The sequence below is a fragment of the Pseudomonas prosekii genome (genome assembly GCF_900105155.1).
Taxonomy (GTDB): Bacteria; Pseudomonadota; Gammaproteobacteria; order Pseudomonadales; family Pseudomonadaceae; genus Aquipseudomonas; species Aquipseudomonas prosekii.
This window is the reverse complement of record NZ_LT629762.1, coordinates 373594-396439: the sequence shown is the minus strand read 5'-3', so window position 1 is coordinate 396439 and position 22846 is coordinate 373594. Positions and strand designations below refer to the sequence as shown.

Annotated in this window: 26 protein-coding genes and 1 pseudogene; 12 read left to right on the top strand and 15 right to left on the bottom strand. The window is 59.6% G+C overall.

Features of this window, described 5'->3' with window-relative positions; translation table 11 throughout:
* The first annotated feature begins 9 nt into the window (after positions 1–9).
* Positions 10–2280, top strand: a complete 2271-nt coding sequence (clpA, locus tag BLU01_RS01855; RefSeq protein WP_092270042.1) for an ATP-dependent Clp protease ATP-binding subunit ClpA — start codon at positions 10–12, stop codon at positions 2278–2280.
* A 376-nt stretch (positions 2281–2656) separates the two neighbouring features.
* Here clpA and infA read toward each other — a convergent pair whose 3' ends face one another.
* From infA to BLU01_RS01835, 4 genes are all read right to left on the bottom strand, one after another.
* Positions 2657–2875, bottom strand: a complete 219-nt coding sequence (infA, locus tag BLU01_RS01850; RefSeq protein WP_002553999.1) for a translation initiation factor IF-1 — start codon at positions 2873–2875, stop codon at positions 2657–2659.
* Between the two features lie 111 nt (positions 2876–2986).
* Positions 2987–3694, bottom strand: coding sequence for an arginyltransferase (locus tag BLU01_RS01845; RefSeq protein WP_092270039.1), 708 nt, complete (start codon positions 3692–3694; stop codon positions 2987–2989).
* Positions 3695–3752: 58 nt separating this feature from the next.
* Positions 3753–4433: a leucyl/phenylalanyl-tRNA--protein transferase gene (gene aat / locus BLU01_RS01840; RefSeq protein ID WP_092270036.1), complete on the bottom strand. Its 681-nt coding sequence runs from the start codon at positions 4431–4433 to the stop codon at positions 3753–3755.
* Positions 4427–4648 (bottom strand): hypothetical protein, encoded by a 222-nt coding sequence (locus BLU01_RS01835; protein ID WP_092270034.1) that lies wholly within the window; start codon positions 4646–4648, stop codon positions 4427–4429. The genes aat and BLU01_RS01835 overlap by 7 nt, the downstream gene beginning before the upstream one ends.
* Positions 4649–4955: 307 nt before the next feature.
* Between BLU01_RS01835 and BLU01_RS01830 the strand changes: the two genes are divergently transcribed.
* From BLU01_RS01830 to cysG, 6 genes are all read left to right on the top strand, one after another.
* Positions 4956–7361 (top strand): DNA translocase FtsK, encoded by a 2406-nt coding sequence (locus tag BLU01_RS01830; protein ID WP_092270031.1) that lies wholly within the window; start codon positions 4956–4958, stop codon positions 7359–7361.
* Between the two features lie 70 nt (positions 7362–7431).
* A complete protein-coding gene (lolA, locus tag BLU01_RS01825) occupies positions 7432–8055 on the top strand; it encodes an outer membrane lipoprotein chaperone LolA (protein ID WP_092270028.1) in 624 nt (207 codons plus the stop codon).
* 139 nt (positions 8056–8194) lie between these two features.
* The gene (locus BLU01_RS01820; RefSeq protein ID WP_092270025.1) at positions 8195–9517 is read left to right on the top strand and encodes a replication-associated recombination protein A; all 1323 of its coding nucleotides are present in this window, start codon (positions 8195–8197) and stop codon (positions 9515–9517) included.
* Positions 9518–9892 (top strand): fluoride efflux transporter CrcB, encoded by a 375-nt coding sequence (gene crcB, locus BLU01_RS01815; RefSeq protein ID WP_092270023.1) that lies wholly within the window; start codon positions 9518–9520, stop codon positions 9890–9892.
* A gap of 16 nt (positions 9893–9908) precedes the next feature.
* Positions 9909–11189, top strand: a complete 1281-nt coding sequence (serS, locus tag BLU01_RS01810) for a serine--tRNA ligase (protein ID WP_092270021.1) — start codon at positions 9909–9911, stop codon at positions 11187–11189.
* Positions 11190–12584 (top strand): siroheme synthase CysG, encoded by a 1395-nt coding sequence (gene cysG / locus BLU01_RS01805; protein WP_092270017.1) that lies wholly within the window; start codon positions 11190–11192, stop codon positions 12582–12584.
* 169 nt (positions 12585–12753) lie between these two features.
* Here the strand turns inward: cysG and BLU01_RS01800 are convergent, their stop codons facing one another.
* From BLU01_RS01800 to BLU01_RS01760, 9 genes are all read right to left on the bottom strand, one after another.
* A complete protein-coding gene (locus BLU01_RS01800; protein ID WP_092270014.1) occupies positions 12754–13755 on the bottom strand; it encodes a glutathione S-transferase family protein in 1002 nt (333 codons plus the stop codon).
* Positions 13756–13845: 90 nt separating this feature from the next.
* A complete protein-coding gene (locus BLU01_RS01795; RefSeq protein WP_092270011.1) occupies positions 13846–14847 on the bottom strand; it encodes a glycosyl transferase family protein in 1002 nt (333 codons plus the stop codon).
* On the bottom strand, positions 14844–15179 hold the full coding sequence (locus BLU01_RS01790; RefSeq protein ID WP_092270008.1) for a TusE/DsrC/DsvC family sulfur relay protein: 336 nt from the start codon (positions 15177–15179) through the stop codon (positions 14844–14846). Before BLU01_RS01790 ends, BLU01_RS01795 begins: the two co-directional genes overlap by 4 nt.
* Positions 15176–15469 (bottom strand): sulfurtransferase complex subunit TusB, encoded by a 294-nt coding sequence (tusB, locus tag BLU01_RS01785; protein WP_092270005.1) that lies wholly within the window; start codon positions 15467–15469, stop codon positions 15176–15178. The genes BLU01_RS01790 and tusB overlap by 4 nt, the downstream gene beginning before the upstream one ends.
* Positions 15469–15831, bottom strand: coding sequence for a sulfurtransferase complex subunit TusC (tusC, locus tag BLU01_RS01780; RefSeq protein ID WP_092270002.1), 363 nt, complete (start codon positions 15829–15831; stop codon positions 15469–15471). The genes tusB and tusC overlap by 1 nt, the downstream gene beginning before the upstream one ends.
* Before the next feature lies 1 nt (position 15832).
* Complete coding sequence (gene tusD, locus BLU01_RS01775) at positions 15833–16225, bottom strand: sulfurtransferase complex subunit TusD (RefSeq protein WP_092269999.1); 393 nt, start codon at positions 16223–16225, stop codon at positions 15833–15835.
* 202 nt (positions 16226–16427) lie between these two features.
* Positions 16428–17132, bottom strand: coding sequence for a YoaK family protein (locus BLU01_RS01770; RefSeq protein ID WP_092269996.1), 705 nt, complete (start codon positions 17130–17132; stop codon positions 16428–16430).
* A 35-nt stretch (positions 17133–17167) separates the two neighbouring features.
* Entirely contained in the window at positions 17168–17497 is a 330-nt protein-coding gene (locus tag BLU01_RS01765; protein WP_092269993.1) for a DUF6388 family protein, read from the bottom strand.
* Positions 17498–17518: 21 nt separating this feature from the next.
* The gene (locus tag BLU01_RS01760; RefSeq protein WP_092269990.1) at positions 17519–17764 is read right to left on the bottom strand and encodes a hypothetical protein; all 246 of its coding nucleotides are present in this window, start codon (positions 17762–17764) and stop codon (positions 17519–17521) included.
* Positions 17765–17925: 161 nt separating this feature from the next.
* Between BLU01_RS01760 and BLU01_RS01750 the strand changes: the two genes are divergently transcribed.
* Positions 17926–18276: a hypothetical protein gene (locus BLU01_RS01750; RefSeq protein ID WP_092269987.1), complete on the top strand. Its 351-nt coding sequence runs from the start codon at positions 17926–17928 to the stop codon at positions 18274–18276.
* Between the two features lie 117 nt (positions 18277–18393).
* Here the strand turns inward: BLU01_RS01750 and BLU01_RS01745 are convergent, their stop codons facing one another.
* Positions 18394–18825, bottom strand: a complete 432-nt coding sequence (locus tag BLU01_RS01745) for a GNAT family N-acetyltransferase (protein ID WP_092269984.1) — start codon at positions 18823–18825, stop codon at positions 18394–18396.
* Positions 18826–18983: 158 nt separating this feature from the next.
* On the opposite strand from BLU01_RS01745, the gene BLU01_RS01740 reads away from it, so the two are divergent.
* From BLU01_RS01740 to BLU01_RS01725, 4 genes and pseudogenes are all read left to right on the top strand, one after another.
* A complete protein-coding gene (locus BLU01_RS01740) occupies positions 18984–19421 on the top strand; it encodes a hemerythrin domain-containing protein (protein ID WP_092269981.1) in 438 nt (145 codons plus the stop codon).
* 222 nt (positions 19422–19643) lie between these two features.
* The gene (locus BLU01_RS01735) at positions 19644–20285 is read left to right on the top strand and encodes a lytic polysaccharide monooxygenase auxiliary activity family 9 protein (RefSeq protein ID WP_092269977.1); all 642 of its coding nucleotides are present in this window, start codon (positions 19644–19646) and stop codon (positions 20283–20285) included.
* Between the two features lie 54 nt (positions 20286–20339).
* A pseudogene (locus BLU01_RS01730) lies at positions 20340–21386 on the top strand (chitinase); the annotation flags it as partial.
* Positions 21387–21482: 96 nt separating this feature from the next.
* On the top strand, positions 21483–22076 hold the full coding sequence (locus BLU01_RS01725; protein ID WP_092269971.1) for an NUDIX domain-containing protein: 594 nt from the start codon (positions 21483–21485) through the stop codon (positions 22074–22076).
* Between the two features lie 146 nt (positions 22077–22222).
* Here BLU01_RS01725 and BLU01_RS01720 read toward each other — a convergent pair whose 3' ends face one another.
* Positions 22223–22738, bottom strand: coding sequence for a methylated-DNA--[protein]-cysteine S-methyltransferase (locus tag BLU01_RS01720; RefSeq protein WP_092281420.1), 516 nt, complete (start codon positions 22736–22738; stop codon positions 22223–22225).
* Positions 22739–22846: the final 108 nt, after the last annotated feature.

Below are 22846 nucleotides of genomic sequence, written 5' to 3'. Positions count from 1 at the left end.
GGTGAAGCTATGTTAAACCGCGAGCTCGAAGTCACCCTCAATTTAGCCTTCAAGGAGGCTCGTTCGAAGCGTCATGAGTTCATGACCGTCGAACATCTCCTGTTGGCCCTATTGGATAATGAGGCTGCCGCCACCGTTTTACGGGCCTGCGGCGCAAACCTCGACAAACTCAAGCATGACCTGCAGGAGTTCATCGACTCCACCACGCCGCTGATTCCCGTCCATGACGAGGATCGCGAGACCCAACCCACACTGGGCTTCCAGCGTGTTCTGCAGCGTGCTGTCTTTCACGTACAGAGCTCGGGCAAACGCGAAGTGACAGGCGCCAACGTGCTGGTCGCAATCTTCAGTGAGCAAGAAAGCCAGGCAGTGTTCCTGCTGAAACAGCAGAGCGTTGCGCGCATTGATGTCGTCAACTACATCGCCCATGGCATTTCCAAGGTGCCGGGGCACGGCGATCACTCTGAAGGTGAGCAAGATATGCAGGACGACGAGGGCGGTGAGTCTTCATCTTCAGGCAATCCTCTGGATGCTTATGCCAGCAACCTCAACGAACTCGCGCGCCAGGGTCGAATCGATCCGCTGGTAGGCCGTGAGATGGAAGTCGAGCGTGTCGCGCAGATTCTCGCGCGTCGTCGCAAAAACAATCCGCTGTTGGTCGGCGAGGCTGGCGTGGGTAAAACCGCGATTGCCGAAGGCCTGGCCAAGCGCATCGTCGACAACCAAGTGCCGGATCTGCTGGCCAACGCCGTGGTTTATTCGCTGGATCTGGGCGCTTTGCTGGCCGGGACCAAATACCGTGGCGATTTCGAGAAGCGCTTCAAGGCGTTGCTCAATGAACTGAAAAAACGTCCGCAAGCGATTCTGTTCATCGACGAGATCCACACCATCATTGGTGCGGGTGCCGCTTCCGGTGGCGTGATGGACGCTTCGAACCTGCTCAAACCGCTGCTGTCGTCTGGCGACATTCGCTGCATCGGTTCGACCACGTTCCAGGAATTCCGTGGCATCTTCGAGAAGGACCGTGCCTTGGCGCGTCGCTTCCAGAAAGTCGATGTGTCGGAGCCTTCGGTGGAAGACACCATCAGCATCCTGCGCGGGTTGAAAGGGCGTTTTGAAACGCACCACGGCATCGAATACAGCGATGAGGCCCTGCGCGCAGCGGCTGAGCTGGCTTCGCGCTACATCAATGATCGGCACATGCCGGATAAAGCCATCGACGTGATTGACGAGGCGGGCGCCTACCAGCGTCTGCAGCCAGTCGAAAAACGCGTGAAGCGCATTGATGTGCCTGAGGTTGAGGACATCGTGGCGAAAATCGCGCGGATTCCGCCTAAGCACGTCAACACCTCCGACAGAGAGTTGCTGCGTAACCTTGAGCGTGACCTGAAACTGACCGTGTTTGGTCAGGATGCGGCGATCGATTCGTTGTCGACTGCGATCAAATTGTCGCGTGCCGGGCTCAAATCGCCTGACAAGCCTGTTGGTTCGTTCCTGTTCGCAGGGCCTACCGGTGTCGGTAAAACCGAAGCGGCGCGGCAGTTGGCCAAGGCGCTAGGCATCGAGCTGGTTCGCTTCGACATGTCCGAGTACATGGAGCGCCACACCGTATCGCGTCTGATCGGTGCGCCTCCAGGTTATGTCGGGTTTGATCAGGGCGGTTTGCTGACCGAAGCGATCACCAAGCAACCGCACTGCGTGCTGCTGCTCGATGAAATCGAGAAGGCGCATCCGGAAGTCTTCAACTTGCTGTTGCAGGTAATGGATCACGGTACGTTGACTGATAACAACGGGCGCAAGGCGGATTTCCGCAATGTGATCGTAATCATGACGACCAACGCCGGCGCCGAGACTGCGGCGCGTGCCTCGATCGGTTTCACCCATCAGGATCACTCGTCTGATGCGATGGAAGTGATCAAGAAGAGTTTCACTCCAGAGTTCCGCAACCGTCTGGACACCATTATTCAGTTTGGTCGCCTCAGTCATGAGGTTATCAAGAGCGTGGTGGACAAGTTCCTTACCGAGCTTCAGGCGCAGTTGGAGGACAAGCGTGTGCAGCTTGAGGTCACGGACGCCGCGCGTAGTTGGTTGGCGGCGGGCGGTTATGACTCGGCGATGGGGGCTCGTCCGATGGCGCGTTTGATTCAGGACAAGATCAAGCGTCCGTTGGCTGAGGAGATTCTCTTCGGTGAGTTGGCTGATCATGGTGGGGTGGTGCATATCGATCTCAAAGATGGTGAGTTGACCTTTGAGTTTGAGACGACTGCTGAGATGGCCTGACGGTTGTTGATCTGTTGTAAAGCGAAAGGCGCCTTCGGGCGCCTTTTTTGTTGGCTGGTTTTTTTGGGTATGTATCCGTTGCTGCGGTAGCGGCTGATCAGGGTTTCGCACTCACGGCGACTCATCAGCTGGCCCACCGCTTTCGCGAGCAAGCTCAGCTCCTACGGGAGCGGTGCAAGGCCCAAACCCACCACCATTCCCCTGTAGGAGCGAGGCTTGCCCGCGAAGGCGTCATGCCTGCTGGCACATCCATCAACTGACCCACCGCATTCGCGGCAGCCGCCATCAACGCAGCGACGGATAAGCGCTCAAAGCAAAACCCCAAACCCCAGACACAAAAACGCCCGGCATAACCGGGCGTCTTGTATTGACTTGATTAACGAGCGCGGTAGGTAATGCGCCCTTTGCTCAAGTCATAGGGCGTCAGCTCGACGCGCACTTTGTCACCGGTAAGAATACGAATGTAGTTCTTGCGCATCTTGCCGGAAATATGCGCGGTTACGACGTGCCCATTTTCCAACTCCACACGAAACATGGTGTTGGGCAGGGTGTCGACGACAGTGCCTTCCATTTCGAAGCTGTCTTCTTTCGACATGCAGTAAAGCCCTCGGTATCCAATGAATGGCCCGGTGCAACTGCGCCAGGCAAAAGCGGCGTGCATTGTGCCCGAAAAATGGGGTTTACGCCAAGTGGTTTACGGATTGTCCTAGTTCAGGACGACCCAACGCTGATTAATCAGCAGTTCGATAGGCCGATATTGCGTCTTGTAGTTCATCTTTTTGCAGTTTTTGATCCAGTAACCGAGGTACACCGCTTCCAGTCCCAAGCGCTGGGCTTCGGCGATTTGCCAGAGGATCGCGTAACGACCCAGGCTGCGATGGTCTTCGGCCGGCTCGTAAAAGGTGTAGACCGCCGACAAGCCGTTGGGCAGCAAGTCGGTCACCGCGATGGCTACCAATCGCCCGTCGAGGCGAAATTCGTAGAAGCGCGAAAACGGCAGGTCACGTACCAGGAAAGTCGAAAACTGATCGCGGCTCGGCGGGTACATGTCGCCGTCGGCGTGGCGCTGTTCGATGTAGCGTTGATAGAGATCGAAATATTCTTCGCTGAATCCGGGGCGCGCCGGGCGCACCTGCAAATCGGCGTTGCGCTTGAAAATGCGTTTCTGCTGACGATTCGGTGTGAACTGCGCCACCGGAATGCGCGCCGGCACGCACGCATTGCAATTCTGGCAGTGCGGGCGGTAGAGGTGATCGCCACTGCGCCGGAAACCCATTTCCGACAGGTCTGCGTAGACATGCACATCCATGGGCTGACTAGGATCGAGAAACAGCGTAGTGGCCTGCTCCTCGGGCAGATAACTGCAAGAGTGGGGCTGAGTGGCATAGAACTTCAAGCGCGCCAACTCGGTCATGATCAACCCTCGGGATAAGCGTTTGCATTAAGTGTAAGCCACGCGCGCAAAAGTCGCCTCAGCAAACCCAAGTCGCGCGATTGGGCTGATCCAGGTGATGCGCCAGATAGCCGGCAAACTCGCGTCGCGGGATCGCGCGTGCGCCGAGACTGTGCAAGTGGTCCGTGGGCATTTGGCAGTCGATCAGCACGAAGCCTGAGTCTTTCAGATGTCGCACCAGTGTGGCAAAGCCAAATTTGGAAGCGTTGTCGGCGCGACTGAACATCGACTCGCCGAAAAACAGCTGACCCATCGCCAGGCCATACAAACCGCCGACCAACTCGCCCTGATCCCAGACTTCAACCGAATGGGCAAACCCGCGTCGGTGCAATTGCAGGTAAGCCTCCTGCATCGCGTCGGTGATCCAGGTGCCGTCGGCGTAATCCCGAGGCGCAGCGCAGGCGCGGATGACCGCGGCAAAATCCTGATCGAAAGTCACCTGATAGCGCTGCTGGCGGAGCAATTTATTCAGGCTGCGGGAAACGTGCAGTTCGTCGGGAAATAACACCGTGCGCGGATCCGGCGACCACCACAGAATCGGCTGGCCTTCGGAAAACCACGGAAAGCAGCCATGGCGATACGCCTGGATCAGCCGGTCGGCGGACAAATCGCCGCCCGCCGCGAGCAAACCGTTGGGCTCGCGCATGGCTTTTTCCAGCGGCGGAAAAGTCAGGGAATTGCGTTGTAACCAAGTCAGCATGGCGTTTGGGCTTGCAGAAGGGGAGGGTGGTGGCGGGCTTGGCGGCTCGCCGTGAAGTCGCGTGTTGTGCGCCGCTGCAACTTGGCGCTGCGGGCGTGGTCGTAGACGATCTCTGGAACAAAGCGCATGGCGTGTTTTTGCATGCTTTCCATCTGCGTCGTGCCGCCAGGGCCGAATGCTGGAATGCCATGGAGTGAAAGCTTAGCCTCGCTCATAAAAACACCTCATAAGCCTTTGTCACAAAAGACAATGCGTGCTCAAATTGAGCCGTGCGTCCTGCGCCGTGGCTATGCTACATCACGGGGCGCGAAGCATGGCAACGGGCGAACAAACCCGTACAATGCCCGCTTGTAACGGCGCGTGTAGCAAAAAACTGCTACGTGCGCTGTTTTGCAACACGGGGGCGCAGTGTTAAAAGTAGTCCCGGATACGCCTGTTAACTTTTTTACCTGCCTGGATTGGGCAGTTTTTTTATAGTCATTCAACAGATGGACGCGCCACAGGCGCAGGAAAAGTAGCGTTTTGAAGAAATCCACCGCAGCACCTAAACCATCCGTCGTGCCGCTCTGGCGCCAGCAATTGCACTACCGACTCAAGGAAGGTGCGTTGATCGCCATCGGCGCCTTGTGCCTGTTCCTGATGATGGCCTTGTTGACCTATGGCAAGGACGATCCGGGCTGGAGCCATAACAGCAAGATCGACGACGTGCAGAATTTCGGCGGTCCGGCCGGTTCCTACAGCGCCGATATCCTGTTCATGATCCTCGGCTACTTCGCCTACATCTTCCCGTTATTGCTGGCGGTCAAGACCTACCAGATCTTCCGTCAACGCCACGAACCGTGGCAGTGGAGCGGCTGGCTGTTCTCCTGGCGCCTGATCGGTCTGGTGTTTTTGGTGCTGTCGGGCGCTGCTCTTGCGCACATTCATTTTCACGCCGCGACCGGTTTGCCGGCCGGCGCGGGCGGGGCGTTGGGCGAAAGCCTTGGCGATCTGGCGCGCAATGCCCTGAACATTCAGGGCAGCACGCTGCTGTTCATTGCCCTGTTTCTGTTCGGCCTGACGGTGTTCACCGACCTGTCATGGTTCAAGGTCATGGACCTCACCGGCAAGATCACCCTCGACCTCTTCGAACTGTTCCAGGGCGCCGCCAACCGCTGGTGGGCCGCGCGCACAGAGCGCAAGCAACTGGTCGCGCAATTGCGCGAAGTCGATGATCGAGTGCACGACGTGGTCGCGCCAACCGTCACCGACAAACGCGAACAAGCCAAGGTCAAGGAACGCCTGATCGAGCGCGAGCAAGCGCTGAGCAAGCACATGTCGGACCGCGAAAAGCAGGTGCCGCCAGTGATTGCCCCGGCCCCGGTCAAACCGGCCGCGCCGAGCAAGCGCGTCGAGAAAGAGAAACAGGCGCCGTTGTTCGTCGACAGCGCCGTCGAAGGCACCTTGCCGCCGATCTCGATTCTCGACCCGGCAGAAAAGAAACAGCTCAATTACTCGCCCGAATCCCTGGCTGCGGTTGGCCACTTGCTGGAAATCAAGCTCAAGGAATTCGGCGTCGAAGTCACCGTGGATTCGATTCACCCAGGCCCGGTCATTACCCGTTACGAAATTCAACCAGCGGCCGGGGTCAAGGTCAGCCGCATCTCCAACCTGGCCAAAGACTTGGCGCGTTCGCTGGCCGTGACCAGTGTGCGGGTGGTTGAAGTGATCCCGGGCAAGACCACCGTTGGTATCGAGATTCCCAACGAAGACCGGCAGATCGTGCGTTTCTCCGAAGTGCTGTCGTCGCCCGAGTACGACAATTTCAAATCGCCAGTCACGCTGGCGCTGGGTCATGACATCGGCGGCAAACCGGTGATCACCGACCTGGCGAAGATGCCGCATTTGCTGGTGGCCGGTACGACCGGTTCCGGTAAGTCGGTGGGCGTGAACGCGATGATCCTGTCGATCCTGTTCAAGTCTGGCCCGGAAGACGCCAAGCTGATCATGATCGACCCGAAAATGCTTGAGCTGTCGATCTACGAAGGCATTCCGCACTTGCTCTGCCCGGTGGTCACCGACATGAAGGACGCGGCCAACGCTCTGCGCTGGAGCGTGGCGGAGATGGAGCGTCGCTACAAACTGATGGCGAAGATGGGCGTGCGTAACCTGTCCGGCTTCAACCAGAAGGTCAAGGACGCCGAGGACGCCGGCACGCCGCTGTCCGATCCGCTGTACAAACGCGAAAGCATTCACGACGAAGCGCCATTGCTGCACAAGTTGCCGACCATCGTTGTGGTGGTCGACGAATTTGCCGACATGATGATGATCGTCGGTAAAAAGGTTGAAGAACTGATCGCACGTATCGCGCAGAAGGCGCGTGCGGCCGGTATTCACTTGATCCTCGCGACCCAGCGTCCGTCGGTTGACGTAATTACCGGTCTGATCAAGGCCAACATCCCGACGCGCATGGCGTTCCAGGTGTCGAGCAAGATCGATTCGCGGACCATCATCGACCAGGGCGGCGCCGAACAATTGCTTGGCCACGGTGACATGCTCTACATGCCGCCGGGCACCAGCCTGCCGATTCGTGTGCACGGCGCGTTCGTTTCCGATGACGAAGTTCACCGCGTGGTGGAAGCGTGGAAACTGCGCGGCGCTCCGGAATACAACGACGAGATTCTCGCTGGCGTCGAAGAGCCGGGCAGTGGTTTTGAGGGTGGCAGCAGCGGCGATGACGACAGCGAATCCGACGCGCTGTACGACGAAGCCGTGCAGTTCGTGCTGGAAAGCCGTCGCGCTTCCATTTCGGCAGTTCAGCGCAAACTGAAAATCGGCTACAACCGCGCCGCGCGCATGATCGAAGCCATGGAAATGGCCGGGGTCGTGACGTCCATGAACACCAACGGTTCGCGTGAAGTCCTGGCCCCGGGCCCGGTGCGCGACTGATTTGATTGAAACACTGCGCTGGCGCAATGACGCGCCGGCGCACTCCCCACGAATGTTCAAGAGGACTCCCATGCGTCTTATCCGCATGCTGTTGCTGCCAGTTCTGGCGTTGACCACACTCTCGGCGCACGCCGATGACAAGGACGTGGCGCGCCTGACCCAATTGCTCGAAACCTCCAAGACCCTGACCGCGCGCTTCTCGCAACTGACGCTGGACGGCGGCGGCACGCAGTTGCAGGAAACCACCGGTGAAATGTCGCTGCAGCGTCCGGGCCTGTTCTACTGGCACACCGACGCCCCGGCCGAAACCACCGTGGTCTCCGACGGCAAGAAAGTCACCCTGTGGGACCCGGACCTGGAACAGGTGACCATCAAGACCCTCGACCTGCGCCTGAGCCAGACCCCGGCGTTGCTGCTGTCCGGTGACGTATCGAAGATCAATCAGAGCTTCGACATCAGCGCCAAGGAAGCTGGCGGCGTGATCGATTTCACGCTGAAGCCGAAGACCAAGGACACCCTGTTCGACAGCCTGCGTTTGTCGTTCCGTAATGGCCTGGTCAATGACATGCAACTGATCGACAACGTCGGTCAGCGCACCAACATTCTGTTCACCGGCGTAAAAGCCAACGAATCGATTCCGGCGTCCAAGTTCAAGTTCGACATCCCGAAAGGCGCGGACGTGATTCAGGAGTGATACTCAACCCCCTGTAGGAGCAGAGCTTGCTCGCGAAGAGGGCGTGTCAGTCACCATCAGGTTGCCTGGTCCACCGCTTTCGCGAGCAAGCTCCGCTCCTACAGGGGCTCGAGAACCAAAGAGGTTTCAAAACGTTTTGATGGACCTGTTTCGCAGTGCCCCGATAGCTCAACCCTTGGCCGCTCGTTTGCGTGCTACCAATCTGGATGAGTACGTCGGTCAGGAACATCTGCTCGCTCGCGGCAAGCCTTTGCGTGAAGCGCTGGAGCAGGGTGCCTTGCATTCGATGATCTTCTGGGGACCGCCGGGCGTGGGCAAAACCACCTTGGCGCGGTTGCTCGCAGAAGTTTCCGATGCGCACTTCGAAACGGTTTCAGCGGTATTGGCCGGCGTGAAAGAAATCCGCCAGGCGGTGGAAATCGCCAAGCAGCAGGCCGGGCAGTACGGCAAACGCACCATCCTGTTCGTCGACGAAGTGCACCGCTTCAACAAGTCGCAGCAGGATGCGTTCCTGCCTTACGTTGAAGACGGCACGCTGATTTTCATCGGCGCAACCACCGAAAACCCTTCCTTCGAACTCAACAACGCTTTGCTCTCGCGGGCGCGCGTCTATGTGCTCAAAAGCCTCGACGAAGCGGCGCTGCGCAAATTGGTGCACCGCGCACTGACTGAAGAGCGCGGCCTCGGCAAACGGCAACTGACCCTCAGCGATGAAGGCTTCCAGATGTTGCTGACCGCCGCCGATGGCGATGGCCGGCGTCTGCTCAACCTGCTGGAAAACGCCTCGGACCTCGCCGACGACAACAGCGAAATCGGCATCGACCTGCTGCAAAGTCTGCTCGGCGACACCCGTCGCCGTTTCGACAAGGGCGGCGAAGCGTTCTACGACCAGATTTCTGCGCTGCACAAATCGGTGCGCGGCTCCAATCCCGACGGCGCGCTGTACTGGTTCGCGCGCATGATCGACGGCGGTTGCGATCCGCTGTACCTGGCGCGGCGCGTTGTGCGCATGGCCAGCGAAGACATCGGCAACGCCGACCCGCGCGCGCTGAGCCTGTGCCTCGCGGCGTGGGAAGTGCAGGAACGCCTCGGCAGCCCCGAAGGCGAATTGGCCGTGGCCCAAGCCATTACTTATCTGGCCTGTGCGCCGAAAAGCAACGCGGTGTACATGGGTTTCAAAGCGGCGATGCGCAGCGCCACCGAACACGGTTCGCTGGAAGTGCCGCTGCACCTGCGCAACGCCCCGACCAAACTGATGAAACAACTCGGTTACGGCGACGAATACCGTTACGCCCACGATGAGCCGGATGCCTACGCCGCGGGCGAAGACTACTTCCCGGAAGAACTCGAGCCACAGCCTTTCTATCAGCCGGTGCCGCGAGGCCTGGAGTTGAAGATCGGCGAGAAACTCAACCACCTCGCCCAACTGGATCGTCTGAGCCCTCGCCAGCGGAGAAAATAAGTGATTCGAACAATTCTTGCGGTGTCGGTGGCCGGTATCGCTGGTACATTACTGCGTTTCGCCGCCAGCACTTGGGTCAGCGCAAACTGGCCAAAGCATTTTTACCTGGCAACGCTGGCCGTCAATCTTGTGGGCTGCCTGATCATCGGCGTGCTGTACGGCTTGTTTCTGACACGCCCGGAAGTCCCGATCGAAATTCGCGCCGGCCTGATCGTCGGTTTTGTAGGCGGTCTGACGACCTTTTCATCCTTTTCACTGGATACGCTGCGCCTGCTGGAAAGCGGGCAGGCACCGATAGCCTTCGGTTATCTGGCCATCAGCGTGTTCGGCGGGCTGCTCGCCACCTGGGCTGGCCTGTCCTTGACCAAACTTTGATAAACGAGAGACCGACATGCTCGATTCCAAACTGTTACGTAGCAACCTTCAGGACGTAGCGGACCGCCTGGCATCCCGTGGCTTTGTACTGGATGTTGCGCGCATCGAAGCGCTGGAAGAACAGCGCAAGACCGTCCAGACCCGCACCGAAGCACTGCAGGCTGAACGTAATGCGCGCTCCAAATCCATCGGTCAGGCCAAGCAGCGCGGCGAAGACATCGCACCGTTGATGGCTGACGTCGAGCGCATGGCGAACGAATTGAGTGCCGGCAAAGTTGAACTGGACCAGATCCAGACCGACCTCGACTCGATCCTCTACGGCATTCCGAACCTGCCGCACGAATCCGTGCCGGTCGGCGCCGATGAAGACGGCAACGTCGAAGTGCGCCGCTGGGGCACGCCGACCGCGTTCGATTTCCCGGTTCAGGACCACGTCGCGCTCGGTGAGAAATTCGGCTGGCTCGACTTCGAAACTGCCGCCAAGCTGTCCGGCGCCCGTTTCGCCCTGCTGCGTGGCCCGATCGCGCGCCTGCACCGCGCCCTCGCGCAATTCATGATCAACCTGCACACCACCGAACATGGCTATGAAGAGGCGTACACGCCTTATCTGGTCCAGGCACCGGCGCTGGTCGGCACCAGCCAATTGCCGAAGTTCGAAGAAGACCTGTTCAAGATCACCCGCGAAGGCGAGGCCGATCTGTATCTGATCCCGACCGCCGAAGTGTCGCTGACCAACATCGTTTCCGGGGAAATCCTCGACTCGAAACTGCTGCCGATCAAATTCGTCGCACACACGCCGTGCTTCCGCAGTGAAGCCGGTGCCTCGGGCCGTGACACTCGCGGGATGATCCGCCAGCACCAGTTCGACAAGGTTGAAATGGTCCAGATCGTCGAGCCGTCGACGTCGATGGAAGCGCTGGAAGGCCTGACCGCCAACGCCGAGAAAGTCCTGCAATTGCTCGAGCTGCCGTATCGCACCCTGGCGCTGTGCACCGGCGACATGGGCTTCAGCGCGGTCAAGACTTACGACCTCGAAGTGTGGATTCCGAGCCAGGACAAGTACCGCGAGATTTCCTCGTGCTCCAACTGCGGCGACTTCCAGGCCCGGCGCATGCAAGCGCGTTTCCGTAACCCGGAAACCGGCAAGCCTGAGCTGGTGCACACCCTCAACGGTTCCGGCCTGGCGGTCGGTCGCACCTTGGTTGCGGTATTGGAAAACTACCAGCAGGCCGACGGTTCGATCCGCGTGCCGCAAGTGCTGAAACCGTACATGGGTGGCCTCGAGGTCATCGGCTAAATGGACTATCTGCCGCTGTTTCACAACCTGCGCGGCAGTCGTGTGTTGGTCGTCGGCGGCGGGGAAATTGCCTTGCGCAAATCCCGCCTGCTGGCCGAAGCCGGTGCGCTGCTGCGGGTGATCGCGCCTGAAATCGAACCGCAATTGCGCGAACTGGTCACCGGCAGCGGCGGCGAGTGCCTGTTGCGCGGCTACGTTGAAAGCGATCTCGACGGTTGCGGGCTGATCATTGCCGCCACCGACGACGAGCCGCTGAACGCGCAAGTCTCCGCCGACGCTCATCGGCGTTGCGTGCCGGTCAATGTGGTCGATGCGCCAGCCTTGTGCAGCGTGATTTTCCCGGCGATTGTCGACCGCTCGCCGCTGATCGTCGCAATCTCCAGCGGCGGCGATGCGCCAGTGCTGGCTCGGCTGATCCGCGCCAAAATCGAAACCTGGATTCCTTCCACTTACGGGCAACTCGCCGGTCTGGCTGCGCGGTTTCGCAGCCAGGTCAAAGGTCTGCTGCCGGATGTGCAGCAGCGCCGGGCGTTTTGGGAAGACGTATTTCAGGGCCCGATTGCCGACCGGCAACTGGCCGGGCAGGGCGGCGAAGCCGAACGTTTGCTGCTGGCGAAAATTGCCGGCGAGCCGCCGAAGAAAACCGGTGAGGTGTATTTGGTCGGTGCCGGCCCGGGCGATCCGGACCTGCTGACGTTCCGTGCCTTGCGCCTGATGCAGCAAGCCGATGTGGTGCTGTACGACCGCTTGGTGGCGCCGGCGATTCTCGATTTGTGCCGTCGCGATGCGGAACGCGTTTACGTCGGCAAGCGTCGTGCCGAACACGCCGTGCCGCAGGATCAGATCAACCAGCAACTGGTCGATCTGGCCAAGGCTGGCAAACGTGTGGTGCGCTTGAAGGGCGGCGATCCTTTCATCTTCGGCCGTGGCGGCGAAGAAATCGAAGAACTGGCGGCGCACGGCATTCCATTTCAAGTGGTGCCGGGTATTACCGCAGCGAGTGGTTGCGCGGCGTATGCGGGGATTCCGCTGACGCATCGCGATCACGCGCAGTCGGTACGTTTTGTCACCGGGCATTTGAAGGACGGTTCGACCGACTTGCCGTGGGCCGATCTGGTTTCACCGGCGCAAACCCTAGTGTTTTACATGGGGTTGGTCGGGTTGCCGATCATCTGCGAGCAGTTGATCAAGCACGGTCGCGGCGCGGATACACCGGCGGCGTTGATTCAGCAGGGCACCACGGTTAATCAACGGGTGTTCACCGGCACCTTGGCCGATCTGCCACAAATGGTCGCGGACCACGAAGTGCATGCGCCGACGCTGGTGATCGTTGGGGAAGTGGTGCAACTGCGCGAGAAACTGGCGTGGTTCGAAGGCGCGCAAGCGCAAGTCTGACCTGTGGCGAGGGGGCTTGCCCCCGTTGGGGCGCGTAGCGGCCCTGAAACGGCGAGCGAGTTCTGGCTGAAAAGACCGCGCTCGCTGTTTTGCGACTGCTTCGCTGCCGAACGGGGGCAAGCCCCCTCACTACAATTGATCGTGCCCACGCTCGGGTTGCAGCGGCCTATCAGGCCTTGCGCCAAACCCCTTTCCCGCTCAACCGCGCCCGATCATGGCTGGCGGTGAAATCCTGCTCCGGCCCTTTCGGCACAACGCCCGTCGGATTGATGGTCTTGTGGCTGCCGTAGTAGTGATGCTTGATGTGCTGGAAATCCACGGTTTCAGCGATCCCCGGCCACTGATACAACTCGCGCAGCCAGTTCGACAGATTCGGATAATCGGCGATCCGCCGCAGGTTGCACTTGAAGTGCCCGTGATACACCGCGTCAAAACGGATCAACGTGGTGAACAAGCGAATGTCCGCTTCAGTCAGGTATTCGCCGACCAGATAGCGGTTCTCGCCCAGCAATAACTCCAGACGGTCCAGCTCGGCAAACACCTCATCAAACGCTTCTTCATAAGCGTTCTGCGAAGTAGCAAACCCGGCGCGGTACACGCCGTTATTCACCGCCGGATAAATCTGCTCATTCAGCGCGTCAATCTCACTGCGCAGCGGCGCCGGATAGAAGTCCAGATCATTGCCAGTCAAATCATCAAACGCGCTGTTGAACATGCGGATGATTTCCGCCGATTCATTGTTGACGATGCGATTTTGCTGCTTGTCCCACAGCACCGGCACTGTCACGCGCCCGGTATAGTTAGCGGTATCGGCGGTGTAGCGTTGGTGCATGAAGTCGAAGTGATCGAGTTTGTCGCCGGTCGAACCGAGGTGCTGGTCGAAGGTCCAGCCGTTTTCCAGCATCAACCAACTGACCACCGACACATCGATCAGGCCTTCGAGGCCTTTGAGTTTGCGCAGGATCAACGTGCGGTGCGCCCACGGGCAGGCGAGGGAAACATAGAGGTGATAGCGCCCGGCTTCGGCCGCGAAACCGCCGACACCGGTCGGGCCCGGTTGACCGTCAGCGGTCAGCCAATTGCGCCGCTGCGCCTGTTCGCGCTGGAATGCGCCGTCCTTGCTACTTTCGTACCACTGGTCGTGCCACTGGCCTTCAACTAATAAACCCATGATCAAGACTCCTCAACATATAAGCGTTGGAGAGGAGTCTATGCCGATGAGTTCGAACAAAAAGCGCAAAGCTTGGGCAGATATGATCGGTTAAATCGATCTGTTTCGCGCCGCCCAGTATTGTTCGGCGGTGGCGAACGCTTGCTCGCGCGTCTGGCCGAGGCCGCGCAAGGCCAGGGCCATGGTCGCAATCAGGGCCATTTGCGGGTAGCTGTCGATCACGTCGCCGCGCCACACGGCTTTCAAATGCTCGGGATCGAGCGATGCCGGTTTGACGTGGCGCTGCGCCGATAATTGCGGCCATTCCTCATCCCAACTGACACCACCGGTAGTGCCGTACAAATGGCTGTCGGCGTCCGGGTTGATCTCGATTTCGCCGCCATCGCCCTTGACCACAATTGCCGTGTCGCCCAGCAGACCGCTGGCATCGCGATGCACGGCCTGGTAGCCCGGATGGAAGATGCTTTGCAGACCGCAGCGAGCGCCCAGCGGATTGAGAATCCGCGCCAGCGAATGAATCGGCGAACGCAGGCCCAAGGTGTTGCGCAGGTCGATCATGCGCTGCAATTGCGGCGCCCAATCGACCAGCGGCATGAACGCCAAGCCGCCATTATCGAGCGCATCGCCCACCTGTTGCCAATTGCGACACAACGGGATGTTCAACGTGTCCAGCAGTTGCTCGCTGTACAGCCGACCCGCCGTGTGCGCGCCGCCGCCGTGCATGAAAATCCGCACGCCGTTCTGCGCCAGGCATTTGGCCGCGAGCAGATACCACGGCAAGTGGCGCTTCTTCCCGGCGTACGTCGGCCAATCCAGATCGACATGCAGCGCCGGCGCTTGCAGGCGTTCGCGCAGGGCCTCGGTGAAACCGGCCATCTCCTCGGCGCTTTCTTCCTTGTGCCGCAACAGCATCAGGAACGCGCCGAGCTGGGTGTCTTCGACCTGATCATCGAGCACGAAACCCATGGCTTGCCGGGCTTCTTCGCGCCTCAAGTCGCGGGCGCCGCGTTTGCCTTTGCCAAGGATTCGCACAAATTGGGCGAACGGATGTTCAGCCGGCGTTTCGAGGGTCAGTGCGGGGTAATCGGTCATAAGCAATTCGTCGGTTTGGGCAGGCCCGCCAGTTTCGCGGCGAGTTTGGCAGGGGTGCCTTTGAACAGTCGATTGAGGTGCAGGCTGTTGCCTTTTTCCGTGCCGAGCTTCAACGCGGTGTATTTGATCAGCGGGCGGGTGGCCGGCGACAGCTGGAATTCGGCGTAGAAACTGCGCAGCAATTCGAGGATTTCCCAGTGTTCCGGGCTCAACTCGATGTCTTCGGCGGCGGCCAGAGCGCTGGCGACGTCGGCCGACCAGTCGCTGAGTTCCACGAGGAAGCCGTCCTTGTCGAGTTCGATGGCGCGCGCGCCGACGGTCAGGGATTTCATAGCCAACTGTTGACCTTGTCGTAGGCAATCGACAGTTCGACGAAGGCCGGATAGTCGAGCGCTTGCGCCCAATCCGGCACTGGCAGTGCGCGGGCCTGAGCGTCTTCGGCGAGTACCAAAAGCTTCACGCCACGGCTGCTCAGGGTCTGGAACGGCGCGGTGCCGGGTTGCAACGCATATGCCGCGTCGCCGCAGAGCAGCAAGGCATCATTGGCGCCGATCACGCGCAGGCAACTGTTGAGGCGATCGTCGCCAAACGGTGAATGAGACAACACATGCAAAGTCGACATCAGAGGGTGATCACCTGGTCGTAACGGTCGATAAGGGCGGTGATTTGTTCAGCGCTCAGCACTTGAACTTCCTGCAGCGCCAAGCCGTTCGGGTCCAGACCGCGTTCGGTGGCGCTGTCGGCGCAGGCGAACAGGTCTTCGACGCCAAACATCGGCAAGGCTTGCAGATTGGCGCTGAGGTCTTTTTGTTGCAGGGCCTTGGCGTCCTGTTGCGCGGCGAGCTGAAACACCCCGTCATCCAGAAACAGCAGGCCGATCGGCAGGTCGAACGCGCCGCCGGCCAGCACGATGTCCAGCGCTTCGCGGGCACTCGGGCCGGACCACGGCGCCTGACGGCTGATGACTAACAAGGATTTGGGCATGTCACGCGCCTCCGAAACAGATCAAACGGTCGGCATCCTGCACCGCGTCATGCAACTGGCCGAGGCCGGACAATTCCCACGGCGCGTCGACAGCCACGGCTTCGCGCTGATAGCGCTTGGCTTCTTCTGCGTTCAGAACGCCACGGCGCAGGGCGGCGGCGATGCACACGACACCGTCAAGTTGATGTTCGGTGACGAAGGCGCGCCATTGTTTGGGCAGGTCTTGTTCGTCCTGCGGCGTGACCACGCTGGCGGCGGCGTTGTAGACGCCATCCTGATAGAAAAACAGCCGGACAATCTCATGCCCGCCGGCCAGCGCAGCCTGGGCGAACAGCAGGGCTCGGCGCGAGGAGGGCGCATGGGCGGCGGAAAACAGCGCGATGGCGAACTTCATGGCGGACTCGATCAGCAAAACTGCGGGCAATGATAAAGCTTTATCGTGGATGCGGCGAAGGGGGATTAGTCAAAGACCGAGGCGCGGCTTTCGCGAGCAGGCTCACTCCTACGGGGATCTGATCTGGGCGCAAATAGTCTGCTGGACGACATCCCATGTGGGAGTGAGCCTGCTCGCGATGACGGACTGCCAGCCAACCCGGTCAGCGCGGCATATACCCCAACTGCCAACGCCGCGGAATCTTCAGCGACACCAGCCCGATCACCCCGGCCAGCAGCCCGCTGACAAACAATGCTTTCAGGCCCATTTGCTGTTCCAGCAGCGCGCCAATCACCGCGCCGGCAAACATGCCGGTCCAGGGAATCAACTGCACCCGCCAGCCATTACGCCGCTCGCCGAGCATCCAGCGGCCCAATCCACGACCAAATCGCGACAGCGCGCCGGTGACATACGTCAGGCCCACTGGCAGCCCATTCACCTCTTCCACCGCCGCATTGAGCATGCCCATGGCGATAATCGCCGCCAGCAGCGCCGGCAATTGTTGCTCGGATGGCCACGCCGCCGCGCCGCAGAGCAACGTGGCGATGCACAACAGCAATGGCAGCGCCCGTCGCCCGCCGAGGCGGCTGACGACGATGCCCAGCGCATTGCCGAGGATAAACGTGGTCACCAGAATCAGCAGGCGCGTGGTCAGACCGAGGTCGCCCTCGCTGATCGCCACGGCGAGGCGCGTGGTGTTGCCGCTCATGAAGGAGACGAAATCGCCGCTGGCCATGAAACCGATGGCGTCGGTCATGCCGGCGAGCACCGAGAGCGCCGCCACCAGCGACATGCCAATGCGCCCGCGCCATTTTTGCCGGTGCAGATGGCCGGGGCTGGCGCGGTGGGTGGAAGCGGATGGCAGCATCGGCGTCGGTCGTCCTCAGGCAGCAAGCGTTTTGATTACGGGGTCAGGCGGTACAAGTCGCAATATTCCAGCCAGTCCATGCCGGCCATTTCCGCCACTTCCCGGTGCACTTCCATGCGCTGCGCCTGATAGTCCTCAGGCGTGGCGGAGGTCAGTTGCAACGTCAGTTCCCAGGCGAACAAGCCTTGGCGCTCCGCTTCGGCCTCAAAGGCTTCATGCAAACGTTCGTCGCGGTACTGCGCCGCCGTTTCGCCCTTGGCCTGCGCCAACAACGGATTAAGGTTGTCGAGTTCGTGGCGCAATTCGGGGCGCTCATCGAGAAACTTGTTCAGTGCCTGTTCGTGTTGCTGTTCGGTGGCTGCCATGGTCGCTCCTTGCCGGTCAGGTTACGCAGACTGTTTCTTGGCTTTGGCCGCTGCGGCCAGGCATTCCAGAGCGAACTGCTCCGGATAGGTCATCTGGATCGGCGTGGTTTCGCCCTTCACGGTTCTTTCGCCGTCGAGAATGTAGCGAATGCGCTTGTCGGTAACGCCGATTCGCTTGGCGATCCAGGACGGCGTCTGGCCGATCTGGCTGATCAGTTTGTCCGCGTATTCGGCGGTCGGTTTGTAGAATTCGGCGTTGGGGGTCATAGCGTCTCCAAAATAAAGCGCCGGGCAAAAGCCTGATGCGCTGTTTAATGCGCGACAGGGTGCGCGAATCGTCACGCGGTGTCTCGCTATAAATGCAGTAAAGCAGAACGATACGCCGCGCCACGGTGATACAGTCCGCTTTTTCCCGATGAGCGAACACAATGCGAATTCTGATGGTGGCGCTGGCCGCAAGCATGCTGGCCGGATGCGCCGGGTCGTTGATGGACGACTCCCGCACCAAGGCCCCGACCCAAACCCTGACCTCGGACAAACCGGAAAAAGTCGTCGCCCAATGCGTGCAATTCGCCTGGCAGGACGAAGCGGTGTTCGGCGTCGATGCCGGGGCTTACCTGCAACCAGGCAAGAAAAGCGGTTCGACGGTGTACACGCGCTCCGCAGAATCGTTTGTCGACCTGACCACCGGTGTGACCGGCACAGAATTGAGCTACTACGCGCAGCGCGATGACTTCGTGGCGAAGCGCCGGTTGGCGGCATTGGCTACGTGTTTGTAAGCATGCAATACCCGTAGGAGCGAGGCTTGCCCGCGAAGGCGATTTAACGTTCAGCGCTGATGTTGGCTGAAAGATAGCTTTCGCGGGCAAGCCTCGCTCCTACAGAGGGGCGGTGTTTCAGAGAGCGTTAATCAAGCGTTTCTGAAAGAAGTGGCGCTTGTGCCCCGGCGGGTAATCGGCAATCTGGCCGATCTCGCTGTAGCCATGCTTGCGGTAAAAGTCCGGCGCCTGAAAGTCGAACGTATCCAGCCAGATCCCCACGCACTCCTTGTCCCGCGCCAACTCCTCGGCCATTTGCATCAGCTTCGAGCCCAAGCCCTGGCCGCGCGCCTGCTCCGGCACGGACAGCAACTCGATAAACAGCCACTGATAAAACACCCGGCCATACAAACCGCCGAGAATCTGCTCGTGCTCGTCGCGCACCAACAGAGCAATCGGTTGCGGGTTACCCGGCCCGGCCTGCGCGGCGTTGTAGGCGCGCAAAGGGGCGAGGATGGCCTCGCGCTCTGCATCCGTGGGGTGTTGCGACTGCTCGATACGCAATGTCATGGCGATGTCCTTATGGCGGTGAGCCGAAAGACTATCCGGGCTCTGCTGAATGTTCCATCCATCACGCCAGCGGAACCGCTGCTCGCACGCAGATGTCTAGGCACTTGAGCGTTATTTAAAAAAGAGCGTCAATTCAGAACGCGGCCATGAGGAGTGCCATGAACATTTTCGAAGCTTTGCGCGAGAGCCACGACCGCCAGCGCGGTTACGCCGATGCACTGATCAAGACCAGCGGCGACACCCCGGAGCGGGCCGAAGCCTATAAACAGCTGAAAGCCGAACTGCAGGCCCACGAAACCGCCGAAGAACGGCATTTCTACATCCCGTTGATGGCCTTCGATAACGGCGTCGACCTGAGCCGTCATGCCATTTCCGAACACCATGAAATGGACGAGATGATGGAAACCCTCGACGAGACCGAGATGTCCAGCCCGGCGTGGCTGGCAACTGCCAAGAAGCTCTCGGAGAAGGTCCATCACCACTTGAAGGAAGAAGAACAGAAGTTCTTCCAGATGGCCGGCAAACTGCTCGACGACAAGCAGAAAGAAACCCTCGCCAGCCAATATGAAAAGGAATACCAAGCGCAGCTGTCCTGAGGTAACAAACCTCCAGATCGATGCTTCGCGGTGTAATCCTTCGCCCATACGAAACGTACGACTCAGCTCAAACCACTGGTTGTATATCCAGTATTCGCGGTGATTTGCTCGTGCAGGCATCGACCGAAGCGCAAATTGGCTCGGTGGACAAAAAAACCAGCTCCGTTAGTTTGAAGACCTCTCCTCAGGAAGGAGAGATCTCAAATCAATGGAGTGAAAAAGATGAACCAACCACAGATTCAACCGCAAGCCGAACTGCGTCACGGTCGTGTGACATCCCCGTCCAGCCGTGGCGCAGTTGCCATGGAACTGGGCCTGTTGGAGGGCTGGCAAGTCAACGAAATGGAGGGTGGCAAAAACTTCCCTGCGCTGACTGCTGGCCCGTTCCCGGCGCCGTATCAAACCGACAGCGACAGCGTCGCTCCCCCCGCCGACGGCCACATTCTCAGTGGCGGTAAAGTCGATCAGCGTGATTGCGTCAATTTCACCAATGAAGAACTGAGCGAAAGACTCGGTCGTCCGTTCGCCTGGCCGTTGCTCAACGTCACCCCGGGCCAGAACTTCAAAGTCACCTGGAAATACACCGCGCCGCACGTCACCCGTGGTTACAGCTGGTTTATCACCAAGGATGGCTGGGACCCGCAACAGCGCATCAGCCGTGCGCAACTGGAACCGAAAGCGTTCTTCGACGACTTCTACACCCAGGTCCCGTACTACAGCCATTCGGCGGAGATGGTGGCCAAGGTCAATCACGAGGTGAAGTTGCCGAGCAACAAAAAAGGCCCTCACGTAATCGTGCTGATGTGGATCGTCGCCAACACTGGCAACGCCTTCTATCAAGCGTTTGACGTCGATTTCAAGTAATCCGACGCCGCGAAACCATTCGCAAACCCTCCACACGTTCTGAAGGAATAGAACATGTCTGATATCGACTTTACGTTAATGAAATCGCAACTGAGCGACGCCGCTTCGTTGATGCCGAGCATTGCCGGCAAAAAGATCCTGATGGGTTTCTGGCACAACTGGCCGGCCGGCCCGAGCGACGGCTACCAACGTGGCCAGTTCGCCAACATTGCGCTGCAGGATGTGCCCAAGGATTACAACGTGGTCGCCGTGGCGTTCATGAAGGGCAACGGTATACCGACCTTCAAGCCGTACAACCTGAGCGACGCCGAGTTTCGCCGTCAGGTCGGCGTGCTGAACAGCCAGGGCAGAGCGGTGCTGATTTCCCTTGGTGGCGCCGACGCGCATATCGAGTTGCACAAGGGCAACGAACAACCGCTGGCCAATGAAATCATCCGGCTGGTGGAAACCTACGGCTTCGATGGCCTGGACATCGATCTTGAACAGAGCGCGATTGATTTCGCCGACAACAAGACGGTCCTGCCGGCCGCGCTGAAACTGGTCAAGGACCATTACGCCGGTGAGGGTAAACACTTCATCATCAGCATGGCGCCGGAATTCCCGTACCTGACCACCAGCGGCAAATACGTCGGTTACCTGCAGGCACTCGAAGGTTATTACGACTTTGTCGCGCCGCAGTATTACAACCAGGGCGGCGACGGTATCTGGGTTCAGGAAGCCAACAATGGCAATGGCGCGTGGATCGCCCAGAACAACGACGCGATGAAAGAGGACTTCCTGTTTTACCTGACAGAAAGTCTGGTCAGCGGTACGCGCGGCTTCACCCGCATCCCTGCGGACAAGTTCGTCATCGGCCTGCCAGCCAACGTCGACGCAGCCGCCACCGGTTATGTGATTCACCCGGCAGCGGTGGTGAACGCCTTCAAGCGCCTCGACGCCAAAGGCCTGTCGATCAAAGGGCTGATGACCTGGTCGGTGAACTGGGACAACGGCGTCAACAAGGACCACGTGCCGTATAACTGGGAGTTCAGCCGTCGTTACGGGCCGTTGATCAACGGCAAGCGTCTGTCCGCGCACGACGAACAAGGCGCGGCACCTGAAGTGGCGAGCCAGCAGTAAAAAGAAGCCCGGCAGAGATGCCGGGCTTTTTCATTTTCGCCTACCATGGCGCTCTTTGGATTTGAAGGATATGTCGTGATGGTGAACACAGCCGAGCGGGTCAACCTCATCGAAACCCAGGTGTTGTCCCACGACTGGTACTTGCTGAAGAAAATCACTTTCGACTACCAGCGCAACAACGGCGACTGGCAGCGTCAGACCCGCGAGGTCTACGACCGGGGCAACGGCGTGGCGATTCTGCTGTTCAACCGCGAGAAAAAAACCGTGGTGCTGACGCGGCAGTTCAGGTTGCCGGTGTTCGTTAACGGTCATGACGGTCTGCTGATTGAAGTGGCAGCCGGTTTGCTCGACGGCGCAGCGCCAGAAGAGCGTATTCGCGCCGAAGCGGAAGAAGAAACCGGCTACCGCGTGCACCATGTGCAGAAAATTTTCGAGGCCTACATGAGCCCGGGATCGGTGACGGAAAAGCTGCACTTCTTCATCGCCGAATATGACGCTGCGGCCAAAGTCAGCGACGGCGGCGGTCTGGAGGAAGAGACCGAAGAACTGGAAGTGCTGGAATGGACATTCGACGAAGCACTCGAAGCGTTCTATCGCGGCGAAATCTGCGACGCGAAAACCATCATGCTGCTGCAATACGCGGCGATGAAAAACATCTTCACCGTTGCTTGAGCGGCGGGGAAACCGCAACCCCCTGTGGGAGCGAGCTTGCTCGCGATGGCGGATCGTCAGACACCACAGATGTCGGTTGTCAGATAGCTATCGCGAGCAAGCTCGCTCCCACAGGTTTTGTATCTGGGTGGATAGTGTGGGAAAACTCAAAACAACTCACCCGTCCGGCCAGCCCCCGCCCAGTCGCAGCCTTCCAGCCGCAACAACCGCTCCTTCGCCGCCAGCCCTCCGGCAAACCCGGTCAACTTACCCGACATGCCGATCACCCGATGACACGGCGCGACGATCGAAATCGGATTCTTGCCATTCGCCGCACCCACCGCCCGCACCGCGCTGGGACTGCCGATCTGCCGGGCGATATCGCTGTAACTGCGCGTTTCGCCAAACGGAATGGTCAACAGCGCCTGCCAGACACGTTTCTGAAACTCGGTCCCGGTGAAATCCAGATCCAGCTCGAATCGGCGCCGACGACCAGCAAAATATTCCTCCAGTTGTGCAACCGCCAACAGCAGGATCGGCGCGTCCGCCGACTCGATCATCGCCCCCAGCCGCACACGATTCGGTTTGTCGTTTTCCCAGAGGATGGCCGCCAGTCTCGAACCGTTCGCGACCAGCTTCAACTCGCCGACCGGCGAGGCCATGGTGGTGAAGGTGTAGCTCATGCCGGCGAACCCCGAAAACGGCTGCAAAGAGCGCCAGCATACTGCCTCGCCGGGGAGGCGCAAACCGCAATCCCAGCCATACTGGCTACTGCTCTTGCAGCGCTCCCT

What these genes read in the sequence shown, in the direction of transcription:
- clpA (WP_092270042.1), top strand. Translation starts at nt 10, where the DNA reads ATGTTAAACCGCGAGCTCGAAGTCACCCTCAATTTAGCCTTCAAGGAG.
- infA (WP_002553999.1), bottom strand. Translation starts at nt 2,875, where the DNA reads ATGTCGAAAGAAGACAGCTTCGAAATGGAAGGCACTGTCGTCGACACC.
- BLU01_RS01845 (WP_092270039.1), bottom strand. Translation starts at nt 3,694, where the DNA reads ATGACCGAGTTGGCGCGCTTGAAGTTCTATGCCACTCAGCCCCACTCT.
- aat (WP_092270036.1), bottom strand. Translation starts at nt 4,433, where the DNA reads ATGCTGACTTGGTTACAACGCAATTCCCTGACTTTTCCGCCGCTGGAA.
- BLU01_RS01835 (WP_092270034.1), bottom strand. Translation starts at nt 4,648, where the DNA reads ATGAGCGAGGCTAAGCTTTCACTCCATGGCATTCCAGCATTCGGCCCT.
- lolA (WP_092270028.1), top strand. Translation starts at nt 7,432, where the DNA reads ATGCGTCTTATCCGCATGCTGTTGCTGCCAGTTCTGGCGTTGACCACA.
- BLU01_RS01820 (WP_092270025.1), top strand. Translation starts at nt 8,195, where the DNA reads ATGGACCTGTTTCGCAGTGCCCCGATAGCTCAACCCTTGGCCGCTCGT.
- serS (WP_092270021.1), top strand. Translation starts at nt 9,909, where the DNA reads ATGCTCGATTCCAAACTGTTACGTAGCAACCTTCAGGACGTAGCGGAC.
- cysG (WP_092270017.1), top strand. Translation starts at nt 11,190, where the DNA reads ATGGACTATCTGCCGCTGTTTCACAACCTGCGCGGCAGTCGTGTGTTG.
- BLU01_RS01800 (WP_092270014.1), bottom strand. Translation starts at nt 13,755, where the DNA reads ATGGGTTTATTAGTTGAAGGCCAGTGGCACGACCAGTGGTACGAAAGT.
- BLU01_RS01795 (WP_092270011.1), bottom strand. Translation starts at nt 14,847, where the DNA reads ATGACCGATTACCCCGCACTGACCCTCGAAACGCCGGCTGAACATCCG.
- BLU01_RS01790 (WP_092270008.1), bottom strand. Translation starts at nt 15,179, where the DNA reads ATGAAATCCCTGACCGTCGGCGCGCGCGCCATCGAACTCGACAAGGAC.
- tusB (WP_092270005.1), bottom strand. Translation starts at nt 15,469, where the DNA reads ATGTCGACTTTGCATGTGTTGTCTCATTCACCGTTTGGCGACGATCGC.
- tusC (WP_092270002.1), bottom strand. Translation starts at nt 15,831, where the DNA reads ATGCCCAAATCCTTGTTAGTCATCAGCCGTCAGGCGCCGTGGTCCGGC.
- tusD (WP_092269999.1), bottom strand. Translation starts at nt 16,225, where the DNA reads ATGAAGTTCGCCATCGCGCTGTTTTCCGCCGCCCATGCGCCCTCCTCG.
- BLU01_RS01770 (WP_092269996.1), bottom strand. Translation starts at nt 17,132, where the DNA reads ATGCTGCCATCCGCTTCCACCCACCGCGCCAGCCCCGGCCATCTGCAC.
- BLU01_RS01765 (WP_092269993.1), bottom strand. Translation starts at nt 17,497, where the DNA reads ATGGCAGCCACCGAACAGCAACACGAACAGGCACTGAACAAGTTTCTC.
- BLU01_RS01760 (WP_092269990.1), bottom strand. Translation starts at nt 17,764, where the DNA reads ATGACCCCCAACGCCGAATTCTACAAACCGACCGCCGAATACGCGGAC.
- BLU01_RS01750 (WP_092269987.1), top strand. Translation starts at nt 17,926, where the DNA reads ATGCGAATTCTGATGGTGGCGCTGGCCGCAAGCATGCTGGCCGGATGC.
- BLU01_RS01745 (WP_092269984.1), bottom strand. Translation starts at nt 18,825, where the DNA reads ATGACATTGCGTATCGAGCAGTCGCAACACCCCACGGATGCAGAGCGC.
- BLU01_RS01740 (WP_092269981.1), top strand. Translation starts at nt 18,984, where the DNA reads ATGAACATTTTCGAAGCTTTGCGCGAGAGCCACGACCGCCAGCGCGGT.
- BLU01_RS01735 (WP_092269977.1), top strand. Translation starts at nt 19,644, where the DNA reads ATGAACCAACCACAGATTCAACCGCAAGCCGAACTGCGTCACGGTCGT.
- BLU01_RS01725 (WP_092269971.1), top strand. Translation starts at nt 21,483, where the DNA reads ATGGTGAACACAGCCGAGCGGGTCAACCTCATCGAAACCCAGGTGTTG.
- BLU01_RS01720 (WP_092281420.1), bottom strand. Translation starts at nt 22,738, where the DNA reads ATGAGCTACACCTTCACCACCATGGCCTCGCCGGTCGGCGAGTTGAAG.